Annotated in this window: 15 protein-coding genes; 7 read left to right on the top strand and 8 right to left on the bottom strand. The window is 70.9% G+C overall.

The window, feature by feature from the left end; genetic code table 11:
- Positions 1 to 18 precede the first annotated feature (18 nt).
- Together C8E83_RS06855 and C8E83_RS06850 are read right to left on the bottom strand one after the other, a co-directional pair.
- Positions 19 to 1,191 carry an acyl-CoA dehydrogenase family protein gene (locus C8E83_RS06855; RefSeq protein ID WP_121369034.1) on the bottom strand — a complete coding sequence of 391 codons (1,173 nt, stop codon included), beginning with the start codon at positions 1,189 to 1,191 and terminating at the stop codon, positions 19 to 21.
- Positions 1,188 to 2,396 (bottom strand): CaiB/BaiF CoA transferase family protein, encoded by a 1,209-nt coding sequence (locus C8E83_RS06850; RefSeq protein ID WP_121369033.1) that lies wholly within the window; start codon positions 2,394 to 2,396, stop codon positions 1,188 to 1,190. Before C8E83_RS06850 ends, C8E83_RS06855 begins: the two co-directional genes overlap by 4 nt.
- A gap of 224 nt (positions 2,397 to 2,620) precedes the next feature.
- On the opposite strand from C8E83_RS06850, the gene C8E83_RS06845 reads away from it, so the two are divergent.
- Positions 2,621 to 5,167, top strand: coding sequence for a glycosyltransferase (locus C8E83_RS06845; RefSeq protein ID WP_121369032.1), 2,547 nt, complete (start codon positions 2,621 to 2,623; stop codon positions 5,165 to 5,167).
- On the top strand, positions 5,142 to 6,713 hold the full coding sequence (locus C8E83_RS06840; protein ID WP_245981455.1) for a glycosyltransferase family 39 protein: 1,572 nt from the start codon (positions 5,142 to 5,144) through the stop codon (positions 6,711 to 6,713). Before C8E83_RS06845 ends, C8E83_RS06840 begins: the two co-directional genes overlap by 26 nt.
- A gap of 34 nt (positions 6,714 to 6,747) precedes the next feature.
- On the opposite strand, the gene C8E83_RS06835 is transcribed toward C8E83_RS06840, so the two are convergent.
- Positions 6,748 to 7,212, bottom strand: a complete 465-nt coding sequence (locus tag C8E83_RS06835; RefSeq protein WP_121369030.1) for a MarR family winged helix-turn-helix transcriptional regulator — start codon at positions 7,210 to 7,212, stop codon at positions 6,748 to 6,750.
- Between the two features lie 135 nt (positions 7,213 to 7,347).
- Between C8E83_RS06835 and argG the strand changes: the two genes are divergently transcribed.
- Positions 7,348 to 8,790: an argininosuccinate synthase gene (argG, locus tag C8E83_RS06830; protein ID WP_121371782.1), complete on the top strand. Its 1,443-nt coding sequence runs from the start codon at positions 7,348 to 7,350 to the stop codon at positions 8,788 to 8,790.
- Between the two features lie 134 nt (positions 8,791 to 8,924).
- Positions 8,925 to 10,559, top strand: a complete 1,635-nt coding sequence (locus C8E83_RS06825; protein WP_121369029.1) for a histidine phosphatase family protein — start codon at positions 8,925 to 8,927, stop codon at positions 10,557 to 10,559.
- Between the two features lie 15 nt (positions 10,560 to 10,574).
- On the opposite strand, the gene C8E83_RS06820 is transcribed toward C8E83_RS06825, so the two are convergent.
- The gene (locus tag C8E83_RS06820) at positions 10,575 to 10,997 is read right to left on the bottom strand and encodes a hypothetical protein (protein WP_121369028.1); all 423 of its coding nucleotides are present in this window, start codon (positions 10,995 to 10,997) and stop codon (positions 10,575 to 10,577) included.
- 446 nt (positions 10,998 to 11,443) lie between these two features.
- Positions 11,444 to 11,851: a hypothetical protein gene (locus tag C8E83_RS06815; RefSeq protein WP_121369027.1), complete on the bottom strand. Its 408-nt coding sequence runs from the start codon at positions 11,849 to 11,851 to the stop codon at positions 11,444 to 11,446.
- 61 nt (positions 11,852 to 11,912) lie between these two features.
- Here C8E83_RS06815 and C8E83_RS06810 point away from each other — a divergent pair, with 61 nt between their 5' ends.
- Positions 11,913 to 12,521, top strand: a complete 609-nt coding sequence (locus C8E83_RS06810; RefSeq protein ID WP_121369026.1) for a dihydrofolate reductase family protein — start codon at positions 11,913 to 11,915, stop codon at positions 12,519 to 12,521.
- Between the two features lie 57 nt (positions 12,522 to 12,578).
- On the opposite strand, the gene C8E83_RS06805 is transcribed toward C8E83_RS06810, so the two are convergent.
- Positions 12,579 to 13,583, bottom strand: a complete 1,005-nt coding sequence (locus tag C8E83_RS06805; RefSeq protein ID WP_121369025.1) for an Ig-like domain-containing protein — start codon at positions 13,581 to 13,583, stop codon at positions 12,579 to 12,581.
- A 250-nt stretch (positions 13,584 to 13,833) separates the two neighbouring features.
- On the opposite strand from C8E83_RS06805, the gene C8E83_RS06800 reads away from it, so the two are divergent.
- Positions 13,834 to 14,250, top strand: a complete 417-nt coding sequence (locus tag C8E83_RS06800) for a hypothetical protein (RefSeq protein ID WP_121369024.1) — start codon at positions 13,834 to 13,836, stop codon at positions 14,248 to 14,250.
- A gap of 69 nt (positions 14,251 to 14,319) precedes the next feature.
- Here C8E83_RS06800 and C8E83_RS06795 read toward each other — a convergent pair whose 3' ends face one another.
- Together C8E83_RS06795 and C8E83_RS06790 are read right to left on the bottom strand one after the other, a co-directional pair.
- Positions 14,320 to 14,574: a CBU_0592 family membrane protein gene (locus tag C8E83_RS06795; protein ID WP_121369023.1), complete on the bottom strand. Its 255-nt coding sequence runs from the start codon at positions 14,572 to 14,574 to the stop codon at positions 14,320 to 14,322.
- A gap of 106 nt (positions 14,575 to 14,680) precedes the next feature.
- Positions 14,681 to 15,220, bottom strand: a complete 540-nt coding sequence (locus C8E83_RS06790; RefSeq protein ID WP_121369022.1) for a tautomerase family protein — start codon at positions 15,218 to 15,220, stop codon at positions 14,681 to 14,683.
- Between the two features lie 52 nt (positions 15,221 to 15,272).
- On the opposite strand from C8E83_RS06790, the gene C8E83_RS06785 reads away from it, so the two are divergent.
- Complete coding sequence (locus C8E83_RS06785) at positions 15,273 to 15,839, top strand: TetR/AcrR family transcriptional regulator (RefSeq protein WP_121369021.1); 567 nt, start codon at positions 15,273 to 15,275, stop codon at positions 15,837 to 15,839.
- Positions 15,840 to 15,889: the final 50 nt, after the last annotated feature.

Genomic DNA, 15,889 nt, shown 5'->3' with positions numbered 1-15,889 from the left:
GGGCATCCGGGCGCAGGATCAGCGGAACGCCGCGATCCCGGTGAGCGCCTGGCCGATCACGAGGGTGTGCACCTCGTCGGTGCCCTCGTAGGTGCGGACGCTCTCCAGATTGTCGGCGTGACGGAACGGCGAGTGCTCGAGCGTGATGCCGTTGCCGCCGAAGATCGTCCGCGCCGTGCGGCAGATCTCGATCGCCTCGCGCACGTTGTTGAGCTTGCCCATCGAGATCTGGTGCGGCTCGATGCCTCCGTTGTCCTTCGCCCGGCCGAGGTGGAGGGCGAGGAGCTGGCCTTTCTGCAGCTCGAGGAGCATGTTCGCGAGCTTCTCCTGCGTCAGCTGGTACGAGGTGAGCGGCTTGCCGAACTGCATCCGGTTCGACGCGTAGTCGAGCGCGGCCTCCAGGCTGTCGCGGGCGGCGCCGAGCACGCCCCAGACGATGCCGTAGCGGGCCTCGTTGAGGCACTCGAACGGGCCGCGCAGGCCACGGGCGCCCGGCAGCATCGCGTCGGCGGGCAGACGCACGTCGTCGAGCGTGATGTCGCACTGGATCGACGCGCGCATCGACAGCTTGCCGGTGATCGGCGTCGCGGAGAATCCGGGCGTCGACGTGGGCACGAGGAATCCGCGGATGCCGTCGTCGGTCTGCGCCCAGATCACGGCGACGTCGGCGATCGACGCCAGGCCGATCCAGCGCTTCGATCCGCTGATCACCCAGTCGTCGCCGTCGCGACGGGCGAACGTCGCCATCGTCGCCGGGTCGGATCCTGCGGTCGGCTCGGTGAGGCCGAAGCAGCCGATCAGGCGCCCCGCGGCCATCTCCGGCAGGTACCGCTGCTTCTGCTCGTCGGAGCCGTGCTTCGAGATGGCGCTCATGGCGAGCGACCCCTGCACGCTCACGGCGGTGCGGAGCCCCGAGTCGCCGGCCTCGAGCTCGAGCGCCGCGAGGCCGTACTCGACGGCCGACCGGCCAGGGCAGCCGTACCCGTGCAGGTGCATGCCCAGGAGCCCGCGAGAGCCCAGCTCGGTCATGATCTCGGCCGGGAACACCGCCTTCTCGAACCACTCGGCGATGTGCGGGCGGATCGCCTCGTCGACGAATGCGCGCGTCGAGGCGCGGAGGGCGATCTCCTCGGGGTTCAGCAGCGCGTCGATGCCGAGGAGGTCGGTGCGGGAATCGAGGGAGAGGGTCATGCGTCGGCCTTTCGAAGGGGAGCGGGATCGGAGTCGAGGTCGGAGGCCGGCGTGTCGCCGAGGCCGGGAGGCGCGGACGCCCGCACGGTCGGCGTCCTCGAGAACGAGATGGCGTTCGCGACCTGCGGCGAGCGGCCGGGGGCCGGGACGAAGGTGGGGTCCAGGCCGAGCGACTCGGCGAGCGCCAGGCCGTCGGCGACGGATCCGACTCGACCGGCGGCCACGCGGGCCTCGAGCAGCACGGACTGCCAGTGCTCCGCGGGGCGGGTCGTGAGGATCTGTTCGAGCGCGGTCGCGAGCTCGTCGCGGTGGGCGACCCGGTCGGCGTTGGTGCGGAACCGCGCGTCGTCGACCAGCCAGGCCAGGCCGAGGGCGCGGGCGAAGCGGGCGAACTGCTCGTCGTTCCCGACGGCGACGGCGAGCGGGCCGTCCTGGCAGCGGAGCGTCTCGTACGGCGCGATGGACGGGTGCCGGTTGCCGAGGCGGCCGGGCGCGCGGCCGGTGGCGAGGTAGCCGCTGGCCTGGTTGACGAGCGAGCCCAGGAGGCTGGAGAGCAGGTTGACCTCGACGTGCTGGCCGCGGCCCGACGTCTCGCGCTCGCGGAGGGCGGCGAGGATGCCGATGACGGCGTCCTTGCCGGTGAGCACGTCGACGAGGGCGACGCCGGCCTTCATCGGGTCGCCGCCCGGATCGCCGGTAATGCTCAGCAGCCCTCCGACGGCCTGGACCACGAAGTCGTAGCCGGGGATCTCGGCTCCTGCGCCCGACCCGAAGCCCGAGATCGAGCAGGTGACGACGCGCGGGTTGAGGGCGGCGACGTCGTCGTGGGCGAGGCCGTACGACGCCATGAGCCCGGGCCGGAAGTTGTCGACGACGACGTCTGCCCTCGCCGCGAGGTCGCGTGCGATTCGGAGGTCGTCGGGGGAGGAGAGGTCGAGGGCGACGCTCCGCTTGCCGCGGTTCACCGACTCGAAGTACGAGCTGGTGCCGGCGGGTGTCCACGGCGGTCCCCAGGAGCGGGTCTCGTCGCCCGTTCCCGGACGCTCGATCTTCACGACGTCGGCCCCGAGGTCGGCGAGGGTCATGGTCGCGAGCGGGCCGGCGAGCACCCGGCTGAAATCGGCGACGAGCAGGCCGTCGAGGGGCGGCGCGTCGACGGGCGGCGCGTCCAGAGCTGGCGCATCGGGCGTCTCGTCGTGCAGCATCGGGCCTCCTGGCGTCGGCGACGGTGCCGACCGATCGAGGCTACCCCAGGCAGGGCGTTCACCCGGTCGTTCACCCGCCGCCCAGAGTCCGCCCGCCCGTCACCGACACGTCCACGGCCCGACACCGCCGCGTCACCTCCCGGAGCGAGCGTGGTTTCTTGGAGGATCCTTCGCACGCCCGTGCTCCACTCGGCCCGTCGACTGATCCCGACGAAGGAGGCCCCGTGCACCGGCTGGCTGCGCTCATCCGATTCCTGCTCCGCGCCCTGCGCTTCGAAGTCCACGCGACCGCGCGGCGACGCCCGGTGCGGCCCGACGTGGTGCTGTACGAGGCGTTCGCAGGATCCGGGGCGCTCTGCAACCCCGAGGCGATCTTCCGCGAGATCCTGCGCTCGCCCGACCTCGGGCACCTGCGGCACGTGTGGGTGCTCGACCGCACCGGGAACCACCGCGCCCTCCGCCGCGAGTTCCGCCGCGATCGCCGCGTGCGCTTCGTCACGCGTGACGGCTTCGCGTACTGGTGGGCCCTCGCGACGAGCGGCTGGCTCGTCAACAACGCGACCTTCCCCGCGCAGTTCTCGAAGCGGCCGGGGCAGGTCTACCTGAACACGTGGCACGGCACGCCGCTCAAGGCCATGGGCTACGACATGCCCGACGGCGCCCGCGAGTCGGCGAACACGCTGCGGAACTTCCTCCAGGCCGACTACCTGCTCTCGCAGAACGAGTTCATGACCGAGTCGATGTACCGGCGCGCGTATCGGCTCGCCGGGCTCTACCGCGGCCTCGTGATCGAGGAGGGGTACCCCCGCGTCGACCGGCAGCGGCTCGACGCGGCGGGGCTCCTGCGGGCCCGAGGCCTGCTCTCGGCCCGTGGCCTCGCGGTCGGCCGCCGGCGCATCGTGCTGTTCGCGCCGACCTGGCGCGGGGGCGCGTTCAACGACCCGACCGACGACATCGACCGGCTCGTGGCCACGGTGACCGGGCTGCAGGCGCGTCTCGGCGACGAGTACGTCGTGCTGCTGAAGACGCACCAGATCCTCGAGCGCTTCGTGGGGTCGCGGCCCGACCTCGCGCGGATCCTGGTGCCCACCACGATCCCCACGAACGTCGTCCTCGGCGTGGCCGACACCCTCGTCACCGACTTCTCGTCGATCTTCTTCGACTTCCTCGCCACCGGCCGCAGGATCCTCTTCCACGCACCCGACCGCGACGACTACGGCGCCACCCGGGGCCTCGCCTTCGGGGTCGACGAGCTGCCCGGCCCGATGTGCGACACACTCGACGACCTCGCCCGCGGCGTCACCGACCCCGACGGCTCCCCGTGGCTGCGCGGCGCCGTCCGCGACGAGTGGCAGGCCCGGTTAACCACGCAGGGCGGCACCGACTCGAGCCGCAGGATCGTCGACGTCGTCTTCCGAGGACGCCTCGGCACGCACCGTGTCCGCACTCTCGCCGACGGCGATCGTGTCTCGGTGCTGCTGCACGTCGGCAACCTCGCCTCGAACGGCATCACCTCGTCGGCCCTCAACCTGCTGAAGGCTCTGCCCGCCGACCGGTTCGACGTGTCGATCGCCTACACGCGCACGCGCTCACGCCAGCAGGTCTCGAACGCCGCGCTCGTGCCGCCGACCGTGCGCCAGATCCTCCGCGACGGCGGCATGAACGGCTCGAAGGTCCACCAGCTGCGTCGGCGCCTCCAGGCTCGGCTCGGCGCGGTCGACGTCCACCTCGACGATCCGCGCCAGCGCCGGCTCTGGGACGACGAGTGGACTCGCGTCTTCGGCGACGCACGATTCGACCGCGTCATCGACTTCTCGGGCTACAGCGTCCTCTGGGCCACCCTCCTGCTCCACTCGCCCGAGGCGCCGCGCGCCGTCTGGATGCACAACGACCTCGTGGCCGAACTCGGCCGCGTCGTCAACGGGCGGCGCCCGCTCGCCCGGTCGCTGCCGCAGATCTTCGGCACGCTGCGCCACTACGACGCCCTCGCCGCCGTGTCGCCGGTTCTCGCGCAGATCAACGAGCGGTCGCTGCCGAAGGGGGCGCTCGGCGGCGCTCGGATCCTGGCAGTCCCGAACCTCGTCGACGCCGAGCGCGTCCTGCGCCTGGGTGCCGCGCGGCCGTTCGAGAACGAGACGCTCGATGCGCCCGCCGACGGTGTCGAGAACGGCGACCCCGACGCAGCCCGAGAGCCCGAGCCCGAGTGGGTCGAGGCGCTGCAGCGTCACGACGGCACCCGGTGGTTCGTCACAGTGGGCCGCTACACCCGCGAGAAGAACCACGAGAGGCTCCTCCGTGCCTTCGCACGCGTCCACGCCGAGCACCCCGAGGCGCGCCTCGCGATCATCGGCCACGGGCCCCTCCGCGAGAGCCTCGGCGAGCTCATCCGCGAGCTCGGTCTGACCGGGGCCGCGCATCTCACCGGGCCCCTCTCCAATCCTTTCTCAGTCATGAGCCGGTCGGCCTGCTTCGTGCTCTCGAGCGACTACGAGGGGCAGCCGATGGTGCTGCTCGAGGCGGCCCTGCTCGGCCTGCCGATCGTCTCGACCGGCTTCGCGTCGGTTCGCGACGCCCTGCCGCGACCCACCATCCGTGTCACGCCGCTGGACGTCGACGGCCTCTACACCGGCATGACGGCGTACTTCGACGGCGGCGTCGCGCCGTCGACGCTGGATGCCGAGGCGTACAACCGACAGGCGCTGGCGCGCTTCCTCTCCACCAACCGACTCTCCGTCGCCGCACCGCGTGAAGCCTCGACCGTCGCGGCCTGACCGGGTGATCCGCCGGTCGGCGTGGCTCCTCGCGCTCGTCGCCGCGGTGGTGTCCGCCTGCGGCTCGTGGATCCCGTCCCTCTGGGGCGACGAGGCCGCGAGTGTCCTGTCGGCCACCCGCCCGCTCCCGAGTCTCGCGAGGATGCTCACGCACGTCGACGCCGTGCACGGCACCTTCTACTTCGGGCTGCACTGGTGGATCAGGATCGCGGGAACGTCGCCGTTCGCGGTGCGCCTCCCCGACGCGATCGCCGTCGGGCTCGCCGTCGTCGCCGTCGTGCTCCTGGTCGGGCGCCTCGCGGACCCCGCGACGGCGGTGGTGGCCGGGCTCGTGTGCCTCCTGCTGCCCAGGATGACATACACCGGCGAGGAGGCGCGCTCGTACGCGTTCTCGGCGGCGATCGCGGCGTGGCTCCTGCTGCTCGTCGTCGACCTGGCCCGTGGCCGGCTCCGGGGCACCCGCTGGTGGATCGTCTACGGTGCCCTGCTCGCCCTCGGCATCTACGTGTTCCTCTACCTCGCGCTGTTCCTCGCGGCGCACGCGCTGGTGCTCGCGGCCTCGCGCGCCCGTCGCGGTGCCTGGCGCGCCTGGGCCGTCGCCGTCGTCTGCGCGCTCGTCGCCACGGCGCCGCTGCTCGTGCTGGCGATGCTCGAGCGGTCACAGATCGCCTCCCTGGCCGGCGACACCACGACGGACTTCCGCTCGCTCGCGGTCGGGCTCTGGTTCACGACATCGCTCTACGCGGCGGTCGCGTGGCTGCTGATCGTCGTCGCGACGGCGTTCTGGGTGGTGGCGGTGATCCGGGCGGTCCGTACGCCGCGAGACGCCGACGGCGTGTCGGAGCCCGGTGACGATCCTGCGCCGCGCGCGCCGCGCCCTCCGAGCCTCGAGCTGGTCGGCCTGGCGTGGCTGGTGCTGCCCGGCGCGCTCCTGCTGCTGTCGAACCTCGTCGTCGCCGACTTCACCGGCCGCTACCTCACCATGTCGGCGCCCGGAGCGGCCCTCCTCATCGCCGCGGGCCTCCGACGCCTCGCCGGTCTCCGGTTGCCGCGCGCGGTCGGCCCGGCATCGGCCCGCGTCCCGGCGCTCGGCGTCCTGACCGCGCTCGTGCTCGCGTCCGCCGTGCCCGCGTACCTCTCGCAGCGCACCCCCTATGCGAAGAACGGCAGCGACTGGGCCGAGATCTCCGCGCTCGTCGGTGCTCACTCCGGCGGCGCGGGCGCGATCGTCTTCGACGAGTCGGCCAAGACGTCGAGGAATCCGCGTCTGGCCCTCCATACCTACCCTGCGGGCTTCCGCGGGCTCGACGACGTCACCCTCCGCGTGCCGTACGCCGAGAACAGCACCTGGTACGACGCGACGTACACCGTGCCCGAGGCGCTCGCCCTCGGGCGCTTCGCCGGTGTGACGACGGTGTGGCTCGTCGAGTACTCGTCGGGAGGGACCACCGACACGTCGGGCCTCGCCGACCTCGAGCGGGCGGGGTATCGCGTGCGAGAGACGTATCGGACGCACAGCAGCGAGATCCTGCGCCTCGAGAAGTGAACCCCGTCGGGCAGGAGTCGCCCCGGCGCGGAGGTCAGCCGGCGTGCGGCCGGGGCGGCAGCGGGTGCGACGTGAGCAGGTCGACGAGGCGGCTCAGGATCGGGGCCGCATCGCCCAGCGTGCGCCGCTCGCCCTCGGTCATCGTGGCCAGCGCCCTGGCGAGCACCTGCGTGCCGGCCTCGTCGTAGCGGCGCATGTTGTCGATCGCCGAGTCGGTCGGGTAGATCGAAGTCGACCGCGAATCCGTCACGTCGGCCTCGCGGCGGATGAGGCCGGCGGCGACCATCGCCTTGATCAGGTTGCTGACGGTGGATCGGGCGAGGCGGAGGTTCTCGGCGAGCTCGCCCGGGCTCTGCGGGTGGTGGTCGGCCAGGGCGCGCAGGATCTCGACGTGCGCCTCGGGCAGGTCGGGCAGGCCCGCCTCGGCACGGGTGGCCCGCACGGCGGCACGGCGCAGCGGACCGAACAGGCGGTTCAGCTCGGCGGCGGTGGAGTCCATGGGCGACCTCGGCGGATGAAACGGCGGGGCACAACGACGTCCCCTCGTCGCATCCTAGCGACAGGTGTCGCTCCGTGCTCCCGGCGCCGCGGCCGTCGACGAAACGAGCCGTGGCGTTCCTCTACGCTTATGGGCATGTCCAAGGTCCTGAGCAGTCTTCCCGTCGGCGAGCGAGTCGGCATCGCGTTCTCCGGAGGTCTCGACACCTCGTGCGCGGTGGCCTGGATGCGCGAGAAGGGCGCCGTGCCCTGCACGTACACCGCCGACATCGGGCAGTACGACGAGCCGGACATCGACGCGGTCCCCGGCCGCGCGCACGAGTACGGCGCCGAGATCGCCCGCCTCGTCGACGCCAAGAGCGCCCTCGTCGAGGAGGGGCTCGTGGCCCTCCAGACCGGTGCTTTCCACATCCGCTCGGGCGGCAAGACGTACTTCAACACGACGCCGCTCGGCCGCGCCGTCACCGGCACGATGCTGGTGCGCGCCATGAAGGAGGACGGCGTCGACATCTGGGGCGACGGATCGACCTACAAGGGCAACGACATCGAGCGGTTCTACCGCTACGGCCTCATGGCGAACCCGCGGCTGCGCGTCTACAAGCCGTGGCTCGACGTCCAGTTCGTCGAAGAGCTCGGCGGCCGCAAGGAGATGAGCGAGTGGCTCGTCGCCCGCGGCTTCCCGTACCGCGACTCGACCGAGAAGGCCTACTCGACCGACGCCAACATCTGGGGTGCGACCCACGAAGCGAAGAGCCTCGAAGAGCTCTCCTCGGGCCTCGACATCGTCGAGCCGATCATGGGCGTCGCCGCCTGGCGCGACGACGTCGAGGTCGCGACCGAGGTCGTCTCGGTCCGCTTCGAGGCCGGTCGCCCGGTCGCGCTCAACGGCGTCGAGTACGCCGATGCGGTCGCCCTCGTCTACGAGGCGAACGCCATCGGCGGTCGCCACGGGCTCGGCGCCTCCGACCAGATCGAGAACCGCATCATCGAGGCGAAGAGCCGCGGCATCTACGAGGCCCCCGGCATGGCGCTGCTGCACATCGCCTACGAGCGCCTGCTCAACGCGATCCACAACGAAGACACCGTCGCGTCGTACCACAACGAGGGCCGTCGTCTCGGCCGCCTCATGTACGAGGGCCGCTGGCTCGACCCTCAGTCGCTCATGCTGCGTGAGTCGCTGCAGCGCTGGGTCGCCTCGGCCGTGACCGGCGAGGTCACGGTGCGTCTCCGCCGCGGCGACGACTACACGATCCTCGACACCACGGGCCCGCATCTCAGCTACCACCCCGACAAGCTCTCGATGGAGCGCGTCGGCGACGCCGCGTTCGGCCCCGACGACCGCATCGGGCAGCTCACGATGCGCAACCTCGACATCGCCGACTCGCGCTCGCGCCTCGAGCAGTACGCCGCCGCAGGCCTCATCGGCGGTGCCACCGCCGAGCTCGTCGGCCAGCTCGAGGAGGGCGCCGCCGGGCAGATCCTCGGCGAGGCCGACCCGCTCAGCGCCGACGACGTCGCACTCGAGCGCGCGACCGACGCCGCCTCCGAGGGCGCGGCGTTCGACTCCGGCACCGACTAGGCGGTCGGGCGGGGGAAGCACGGCAAGGCCATTCGTCATCACGACGTAAGAACCTGAAGGGTTTCACTGATCCTGCACTCATATTCTGGATATCACGCCTCGAGCGAGGCGCGATACCCAGAGCGAGTGAGTGCATGCCGATCTACTTCATCCGTCACGGCGAGTCGAGCGCCAACGAGCGCAACCGATTCGCGGGGCACCTCGAATCCCACCTGACCCCGCTGGGGGAGAGCCAGGCGCGTGACGCCGGGAAGCGAGCCCTCGACCTGGGGCTCGAGGTCGACGAGGTGCACATCTCGACGCTGTCGCGCACGCGCCGAACCGCAGAGCTCGCCCTGGGGGAGATGGGGCAGTCGCCCGTGGTCGTCGAGTCGGGGCTGATCGTCGAACGTCACTTCGGCGTGTACGGCGGCAAGAACAAGAGCCTCGTCAAGAAGGCGGTGGGATTCGCGACGTACACCGAGCACTTCCACTCGAACGCGGGTGCGCCGCCCGGGGGAGAGACCTGGGCCGAGCTCTACGGCCGCGCGAAGGCGTACTACGACGAGGTGCTCACACCGGCCGACCGTGCCGGCCGGACCGTCCTGGTCGTCACACACAAGTACGTCGTCGAGATGTTCGCCCTGATCGCGGCCGGAATCGACCCGAGTGAGTATCGCGATCTCAAGGTGCCGAACGCCAGGCCGCTGTCGGTAGACGACCTTCGCCGCATCGCCCGAGCCGACTCGACGACCGCGGCGGTGAACGACCTCGGAGAGATCGTCGAGATCCGGTTCCCGCTCCTCGCGTTCGTGGCCGCACTGGTCGGCGTCGGCCTGCACATCGCACTACCCGTCACCGTGCCGACGATCGTCTTCGAGGTCGGGCTGGGTGCACTCCTGGCCGTGACGAGCTTCTTCTCGCTGCTCAGGATCGCGCCCTCGATCCTCGGCGATCCAGCCCTTCGCCCCTCCCGCCGTTCGGTCCTCGCGGTCGTCCCGCTCGTCGTCCTCAAAGCGGGTCTGGCGCTGATCCTGCTGCAGCTCTCGGACTCGCCTCTGGCGCTGCTCGGAGCGCTGCTCCTGCTGCTGCCACCGGCCCTCCTCGCGCCGACGCTGTCGCTGGCGTGGGGCGGCGACTACTTCGCCGCGATCTGCCAGACCGTCGTGGCGACGCTCGTGCTGCCGGCGGTTGTCGGAGTGGTCGTGCTTCTCGACTCGGGGTCGTCGTTCGACGCGGCCAGGCTGCCGGAGGCGGCTCTCGCCTTCGCGCTCGTCGTCGTCGGGTCGTTCGTGCTGCCGCTGGTCGCGGCGCAGGCGTTCCGTCGCCGGTCGCCGATCCGTGCCGGTCAGGTCTCGACGAACTGGAACTGGCTCGGCTCGGTCGCGGTGATCGTGCTGGCCCTCTTCGCCGGGTACTCGCTCACACCGTCCGACCTGACGGTCGATGCGTCCGTGGCCGGCCAGATAGGGTTCGCCGTGGCGGCGCTGCTGGCGATCCGCCTCCTCGCGGGGGGCTACCTGAAGGTCGTCCGCCCCGACGAAGGCGTCGACCGCGACATCCGCATCACCCAGGCCACTCCGAACGTCTTCCTCTGGGTCAGCCTGTCGGCTGCGCTCTTCGGCGCTCGCGAGGCGGGCTTCGGCACTGCCGCGGTCGTCACCTTCTTCGGCCTGGTCTGGCTCGACGACGTCGTGCGAGTGCGTCGCCAGCGGCGCGAACTCGCCGACGACGTCGCGGCGCTCGGCCGTGACCCGCGGCGCGACCTCGAGGGTGCGGCACTCCGCTGATCCTGCGGCGAAGGTCTAATCGACACGAGAGAGGACCATGCCGTCGCCGTAGCGGCGGGGGAGCATGAACCAGGGGATGGAGCCGGTGGCCTCCGGGCGGGCGGCGTGCGGGCCGAGACGACCCTCGTGGTCGATGCGCAGTGAGCCGATCCTCGATCCTGCGCCCACCCTGACCACCCCGCCCTGTGTCTCGATGCCGCCGAGAGCTCGTCCGAGCAGCTCGACGTGGCCGCCCCAGGCGACGGTGACGGGGCCGAGGACCGCCCCCTCGATCGAGACGAGGCCGCCGGCCTGCACGTCGAGCGCGCCGGAGACCAGGCCGGTCACGATGAGAGTCCCGCCCAGCGCGACGGTCACGTCGGCGGTCGCGACGCCGACGAGGTCGACCACGTCGGTGATCACCAGGTGGTCCGCGATGATTCCCGTCAGCTGTCGCATGTCGCTCCTCGTCGAGGCGTGGTGGGGGAGAGGGGCACCGCCGATGGTGGCCGAGGGCCTCGTGCGACGGGCCCAGGCTCTTTCCCGGAGAGCGAGCGGGTCGCGCCATCGGCGGTGCCGGACGACGATGTCGCCCCTGCCAGCGGGGTCACCATGGCATCGTCGTGAGGGCCGACGCAGTCGCGATGGAGCACCCGTGCGGCGGTGTCGGCGTCGAAGAAGACTGTGGATCAGTGCCGTGCTACTGCCATGGCCACCGCCGTTCCGGGCCCCTGATGCCCTGTGCGTGGTGCGGAATGCTGATTCGTGAGGTGCGAGCCCTACGGCCCGTGCGAGCGGGCCCTGTCGCCCGTATCGAGGATTTTCACTCCCGCATCCGCAAAGCGCAAGTGAACGAATGGTGCGGGGCCGCCCTCCCGGGGGAGGGCGGCCCCGCTCCTGGCCCGTCAGTCGGTGAACCGGAGGGTCCACGACGTGACGAAGACGCCCTGGTCGGACGTCGCGACGACCGTTCCCGCTGCGCCGTCGGTCGTGAACGGAGTGCCGACGGGTGCCGACCACGAGCCGTCGGTGTCCGCGATAGCGACGGCGAGCGCGGGGCCGGAGCCGGCGATGCCGCGGATCTCGACCCGCGAGCCGGCGGGCGCCGTTCCGGCGAAGACCGGCGTGCGCGATGACTTCACGAAGGCGGTGACGGGCGACGTCACGGCGAACGGGGTCGTCGCGGCCGTCGCCGGGGCGACGGGGGAGTCAGTGCCCGGGCCGAGCGATGCGGCGGTCGCCGCACCGGGCAGCGCGAGACCCGCGCAGACGAGGACAGCGGCGGCGAACGCCGTGGCGAGGGACTTCTTCATTTCTTCTCCATTCATCGGTGGGTTGCTGGGGGCTACGCTGACGGCACCGAAGGAGGCAGCCGTGGGCGAGATCGTGGTGCAGGAGTTCATGACACTGGACGGCGTCGTCCAGGGCGGCGGGGGAGAGGACGAGGACCGCGAGGGCGGCTTCGACCTCGGAGGCTGGCAGATGCGGTTCGACGACGGCGACGACGACACGCTCATCCCCGACTGGGAGAGCCGTGTCGCCGCGCTGCTCTTCGGGCGGAAGACCTACGACATCTGGGCGCCGTTCTGGGGCACCGCCGACCAGAGCGACCAGGGGCCGTTCGGCGACATGATCCGCACCTACAACCGGGTGCCGAAGTTCGTCGTGTCGCGCACGCAGACCGAGGGCACCTGGGCCGGCACCGAGTTCATCAACGATGACCTCGGCGCGCACGTCGAACGCATCAAGGCCGACATCGACGGCGAGATCAGGATCTGGGGGAGCACCGAGCTGATCGAGTCGCTCGCCCGGCTCGACCTCGTCGACGAGTACAGGCTGATGATCCATCCCATCGTGCTGGGTCGCGGCAAGAAGCTGTTCCGCGACGGATTCCCGACGCTCACGCTGTCGCTCGCCGAGACCTGGACTCTGCCGTCGGGCATGATCATCGCGATCTATCGTCGAGGTCACGCCGGCGCCTGAGGTTCGCGGGCACCGTGCGCGGGCGGACGCCGTTCCGCCCGCCCGCGACTCGGTTCATCAGGCCGCGTCGACCTCAGGTCCGGCCGTTGCCACGATCGTCTGGCTGCTGACAGCGGTGTAGGAGCCCTGGACTGCGGACACCGTGTAGCTCTCACCGGTCAGCGCCAGCGGCGTCGTCCACGACCAGGCGCCCGACCTGTCCGCGATGGCCACCCCGCGGGCGATCTGCTGTGTGCCGACCGCGACGTAGACGGTGACGTCGGCACCGGGAACCGTCGTGGTGCCGCTCACGGTGACACGCTCACCGCGCACGAATTCGCGTGAAGACGTGATCGCGAACGGCTGTTCCGCTGAGATCACCGAAGCCGTGTGCGCGCGTGCAACGACCACCCCGGACGGGTCCACGTTCAGCACCACGGACGTCGACCTCAGCGACGCCGAGCCGGTCTCCTTGACGACACCGCGGAACGTCCCCACCGGGAGAGGAGCATCGGGCTTGAGGTGCCAGACGCCGTCGTCGCCGACCGTCGTCGACCCGAGGACGGTGTTCGCGCCGCCCAGCAGCGACACGGTCGCACCGGGATCGCCCGTGCCGGTGAGGTCGGGCGAGGTCGACACGGCCGAGCCCAAGGGAGCGAGGCTGGAGAAGGGAACGACAGGCGAGGTGCGTCCGGCGTACGCCGAGGCGGACGTCACGACCAGTCCGCCGAGGACCGGCTGGGATTCCCAGACGCTCACGGACAACGCGTAGCCGCCGGTGAGCTCGAACGACCACCGGCCGTCGTCGCCGACGGTCAGGGTGGTGTCGAGCAGAGCGGGATAGCTGCTCGCGGTCACCTCGAGCGAGGCCCCTGGGGTGGCGGTGCCCTCTACTGTGACCTTCTCGCCGGCGGAGTACGGGGGAATGGTGACGGTCGGTGCCTGGGTCGCAGGAGCCGAGGTCGTCGCCGCAGAGGCCACGGTCGCGCGGAGCATCGGCGCAGCTGCAGCAGGCTGGGCGATGCCGACCCCGAGGATGCATGCGGCGGCGGCCGCGACGACGGTGGCTTTTCGGAAAATCATGAGAATGCCTTTCGGTGGATCAGAACGAGGCGTCTACCTCGAACATCTGGAACGTAGCATTCCGGCAAGTTCGACGACCATGGGTGTGGAGGATCGTAAGATCTCCACCGTCCCGGGCTCCCCAATCTCCCTTACTTGACATAATGTGCATTATCGGCGTTGCGGACGATGTTGGAGCGCTCAGTCTTCGGTAATGGAATATGAAATACCATGTGATCTTGCGTGGAAGGTCCACGCGGATTGGAAGACCATGCGCAACTTCACTCGCGCCTCGATCATCACCGGCGCCGTCCTGGCCGCAGGCGCCCTCACGTTCTCGGCCTCGGCGGCGAACGCCTCGGCTCCTGTCGACACCGTCTCGGCCTCGACCGTCGCGCCGGTCGCGCCGCTGCCGGCGCTGTCCGAGTCGGGCTTCACGCTGCTGTACCCGCTGGGCGGCGTCGGCGACGTCGAGATCGTCGGCCTGCATGCCCAGCCGGGCGCGACCGTCACGATCGTCCAGGACGGCACTGCCACCGTCACCGCCAAGGCGGACGAGAAGGGTGGCTGGCACGCCGTCCTGCCGACGCGCGGCTTCACCATCAAGGCGCGTCAGCTGGCGATCTCGCAGTCGCTCGGCGGTCAGACGTCGCCGGTGACGAACTACACGTCGCCCCGCCTCGGCTGATCCGCTGAGCTACGCGACGGGCCGTCGACCGTGAGGTCGGCGGCCCGCCGTCGTTCACGTGGCCGCCGCTCAGTGGCCGGTCGACGTGACGGTCTTGCCGGTCAGGACGCGGACCAGGCTGATCGCCGAGACGATCGACCACACGCCCTCGAGCAGCAGGAACCCCCACTCGGCCTCGACGACGGCGTCGACGGCGAGGGCGCCTGAGCCGACGACGTTGACCACGAGATACAGTCGCGACGTCACGTCGACGACGCGGAACTGTGCGAGGGCGAATCCGGCGAGGACGAGGAGCGATCCTGCGATCTGGATGACGAGCGACATGACGGACTTTCTGGTTCGCCGTCGTCGTGCCGGGTACGGTGCCTCTCGTCCGGGCGCCGCGGTCAGCCGGGCGCCCTGATATTCTACGTGATCGGCCTCCGCGCGGCTACTCCCCTGGTGTTTGCCCCTGCTGACCGGCGCCGAGCGCGGCGATCTCGGCGCGCGCGAGGCCGACGAGCTCGGCGTTCGTGTTCGCGTGCCCGGCCAGGCCCCAACCGCCTTCGGGCGCCTCTGTGAGCAGCACCCAGGTGCGCGAGGCAAATGTATCGTCGCCCGCTGCCGCGGCGACGATCTCGGTCAGGCGGGCGACGACGGCGAGCTGCTTGTCACGGTCGAGCGCACCGGCGTTGGTCAGCACCTGGACCCGCACGTACGTCGAGTCGCCGTCGACGTTCGCGAGTGCGGCAGAGGGCAGCTCGTGGATGAACGCGGCGGTGTTCTTCCGGAACAGCGAGATGTCCGGCACCTGCTCGATGGTCATCACCGCGGTGGCGAGGTCGATCGCCAGCCGGCGGGTGTCGGCGAAGGTACCAGTCTGGGCGTAGACGTCGATCATGGGCATGGCGGGCTCCTCGGGGTGGAAACGGGTGCGGACGTGACGCGTGGCGCGTGTCTGGAAGCGATCGACGATTATGTCGGTCGTCATAACGCTGATCCTGCTCTATGACACCCGTCATAGTCAAGGGTAGAGTTGCCGCATGGCAGGCGACACGAGGCACAGCATGGTCGTGGGCGCAGCGCGCCTCCTGGCCGAGAAGGGGCTGCAGGAGACGTCGTTCTCCGAGGTCCTGAAGCTCACCGGAGCACCGCGCGGGTCGATCTACCACCACTTCCCCGACGGCAAAGACCAGCTCGTGGCCGAGGCGGTCGACCTCGCCGGGGCGCACGCCGTCAGCCTCCTCGACCGCGCGATCGGGCGCTCCCCCGGCGGCATCGCCGAGGACTTCCTCGCCATGTGGCGGCTGATCCTCAGCGCGAGCGACTTCGGCGCAGGATGCAGCGTGGTCGCCGTGACCGTCGCGACCGACTCCCCGTCGCTGCGAGATCGCGCAGCCGAGGTCTTCCGAACCTGGCGCGGGCGCCTCGCCGAGCTGCTCGTCGACGCCGGCGTCGAACCCGCCGCGGCCGCCGGCTTCGCCGCTCTCCTCATCGCCGCGTCCGAAGGCGCCGTCGTCGTGTGCCGTGCCGACCGGACGCTCGAGCCGTTCGACTCGGTCGCGGCGCAGCTCATCGCCCAGGCCGAGGCGCTGCCCACGGGCCGGTGAACACCCGGCGAGCCGCACCGGCCGCACGCTGAGGGCGCGTTACCGTCGTC

The organism is Frondihabitans australicus, assembly GCF_003634555.1.
GTDB lineage: Bacteria > Actinomycetota > Actinomycetes > Actinomycetales > Microbacteriaceae > Frondihabitans > Frondihabitans australicus.
Note: the sequence above shows the minus strand (reverse complement) of the source record. Positions and strands in the feature narration are given on the sequence as shown.

Coding starts and splice junctions, on each gene's coding strand:
- C8E83_RS06825 (WP_121369029.1), top strand. CDS start 8,925: ATGCCGATCTACTTCATCCGTCACGGCGAGTCGAGCGCCAACGAGCGC.
- C8E83_RS06855 (WP_121369034.1), bottom strand. CDS start 1,191: ATGACCCTCTCCCTCGATTCCCGCACCGACCTCCTCGGCATCGACGCG.
- C8E83_RS06815 (WP_121369027.1), bottom strand. CDS start 11,851: ATGAAGAAGTCCCTCGCCACGGCGTTCGCCGCCGCTGTCCTCGTCTGC.
- C8E83_RS06820 (WP_121369028.1), bottom strand. CDS start 10,997: ATGCGACAGCTGACGGGAATCATCGCGGACCACCTGGTGATCACCGAC.
- C8E83_RS06805 (WP_121369025.1), bottom strand. CDS start 13,583: ATGATTTTCCGAAAAGCCACCGTCGTCGCGGCCGCCGCCGCATGCATC.
- C8E83_RS06835 (WP_121369030.1), bottom strand. CDS start 7,212: ATGGACTCCACCGCCGCCGAGCTGAACCGCCTGTTCGGTCCGCTGCGC.
- C8E83_RS06795 (WP_121369023.1), bottom strand. CDS start 14,574: ATGTCGCTCGTCATCCAGATCGCAGGATCGCTCCTCGTCCTCGCCGGA.
- C8E83_RS06850 (WP_121369033.1), bottom strand. CDS start 2,396: ATGCTGCACGACGAGACGCCCGATGCGCCAGCTCTGGACGCGCCGCCC.
- C8E83_RS06800 (WP_121369024.1), top strand. CDS start 13,834: ATGCGCAACTTCACTCGCGCCTCGATCATCACCGGCGCCGTCCTGGCC.
- argG (WP_121371782.1), top strand. CDS start 7,348: ATGTCCAAGGTCCTGAGCAGTCTTCCCGTCGGCGAGCGAGTCGGCATC.
- C8E83_RS06790 (WP_121369022.1), bottom strand. CDS start 15,220: ATGACGACCGACATAATCGTCGATCGCTTCCAGACACGCGCCACGCGT.
- C8E83_RS06785 (WP_121369021.1), top strand. CDS start 15,273: ATGGCAGGCGACACGAGGCACAGCATGGTCGTGGGCGCAGCGCGCCTC.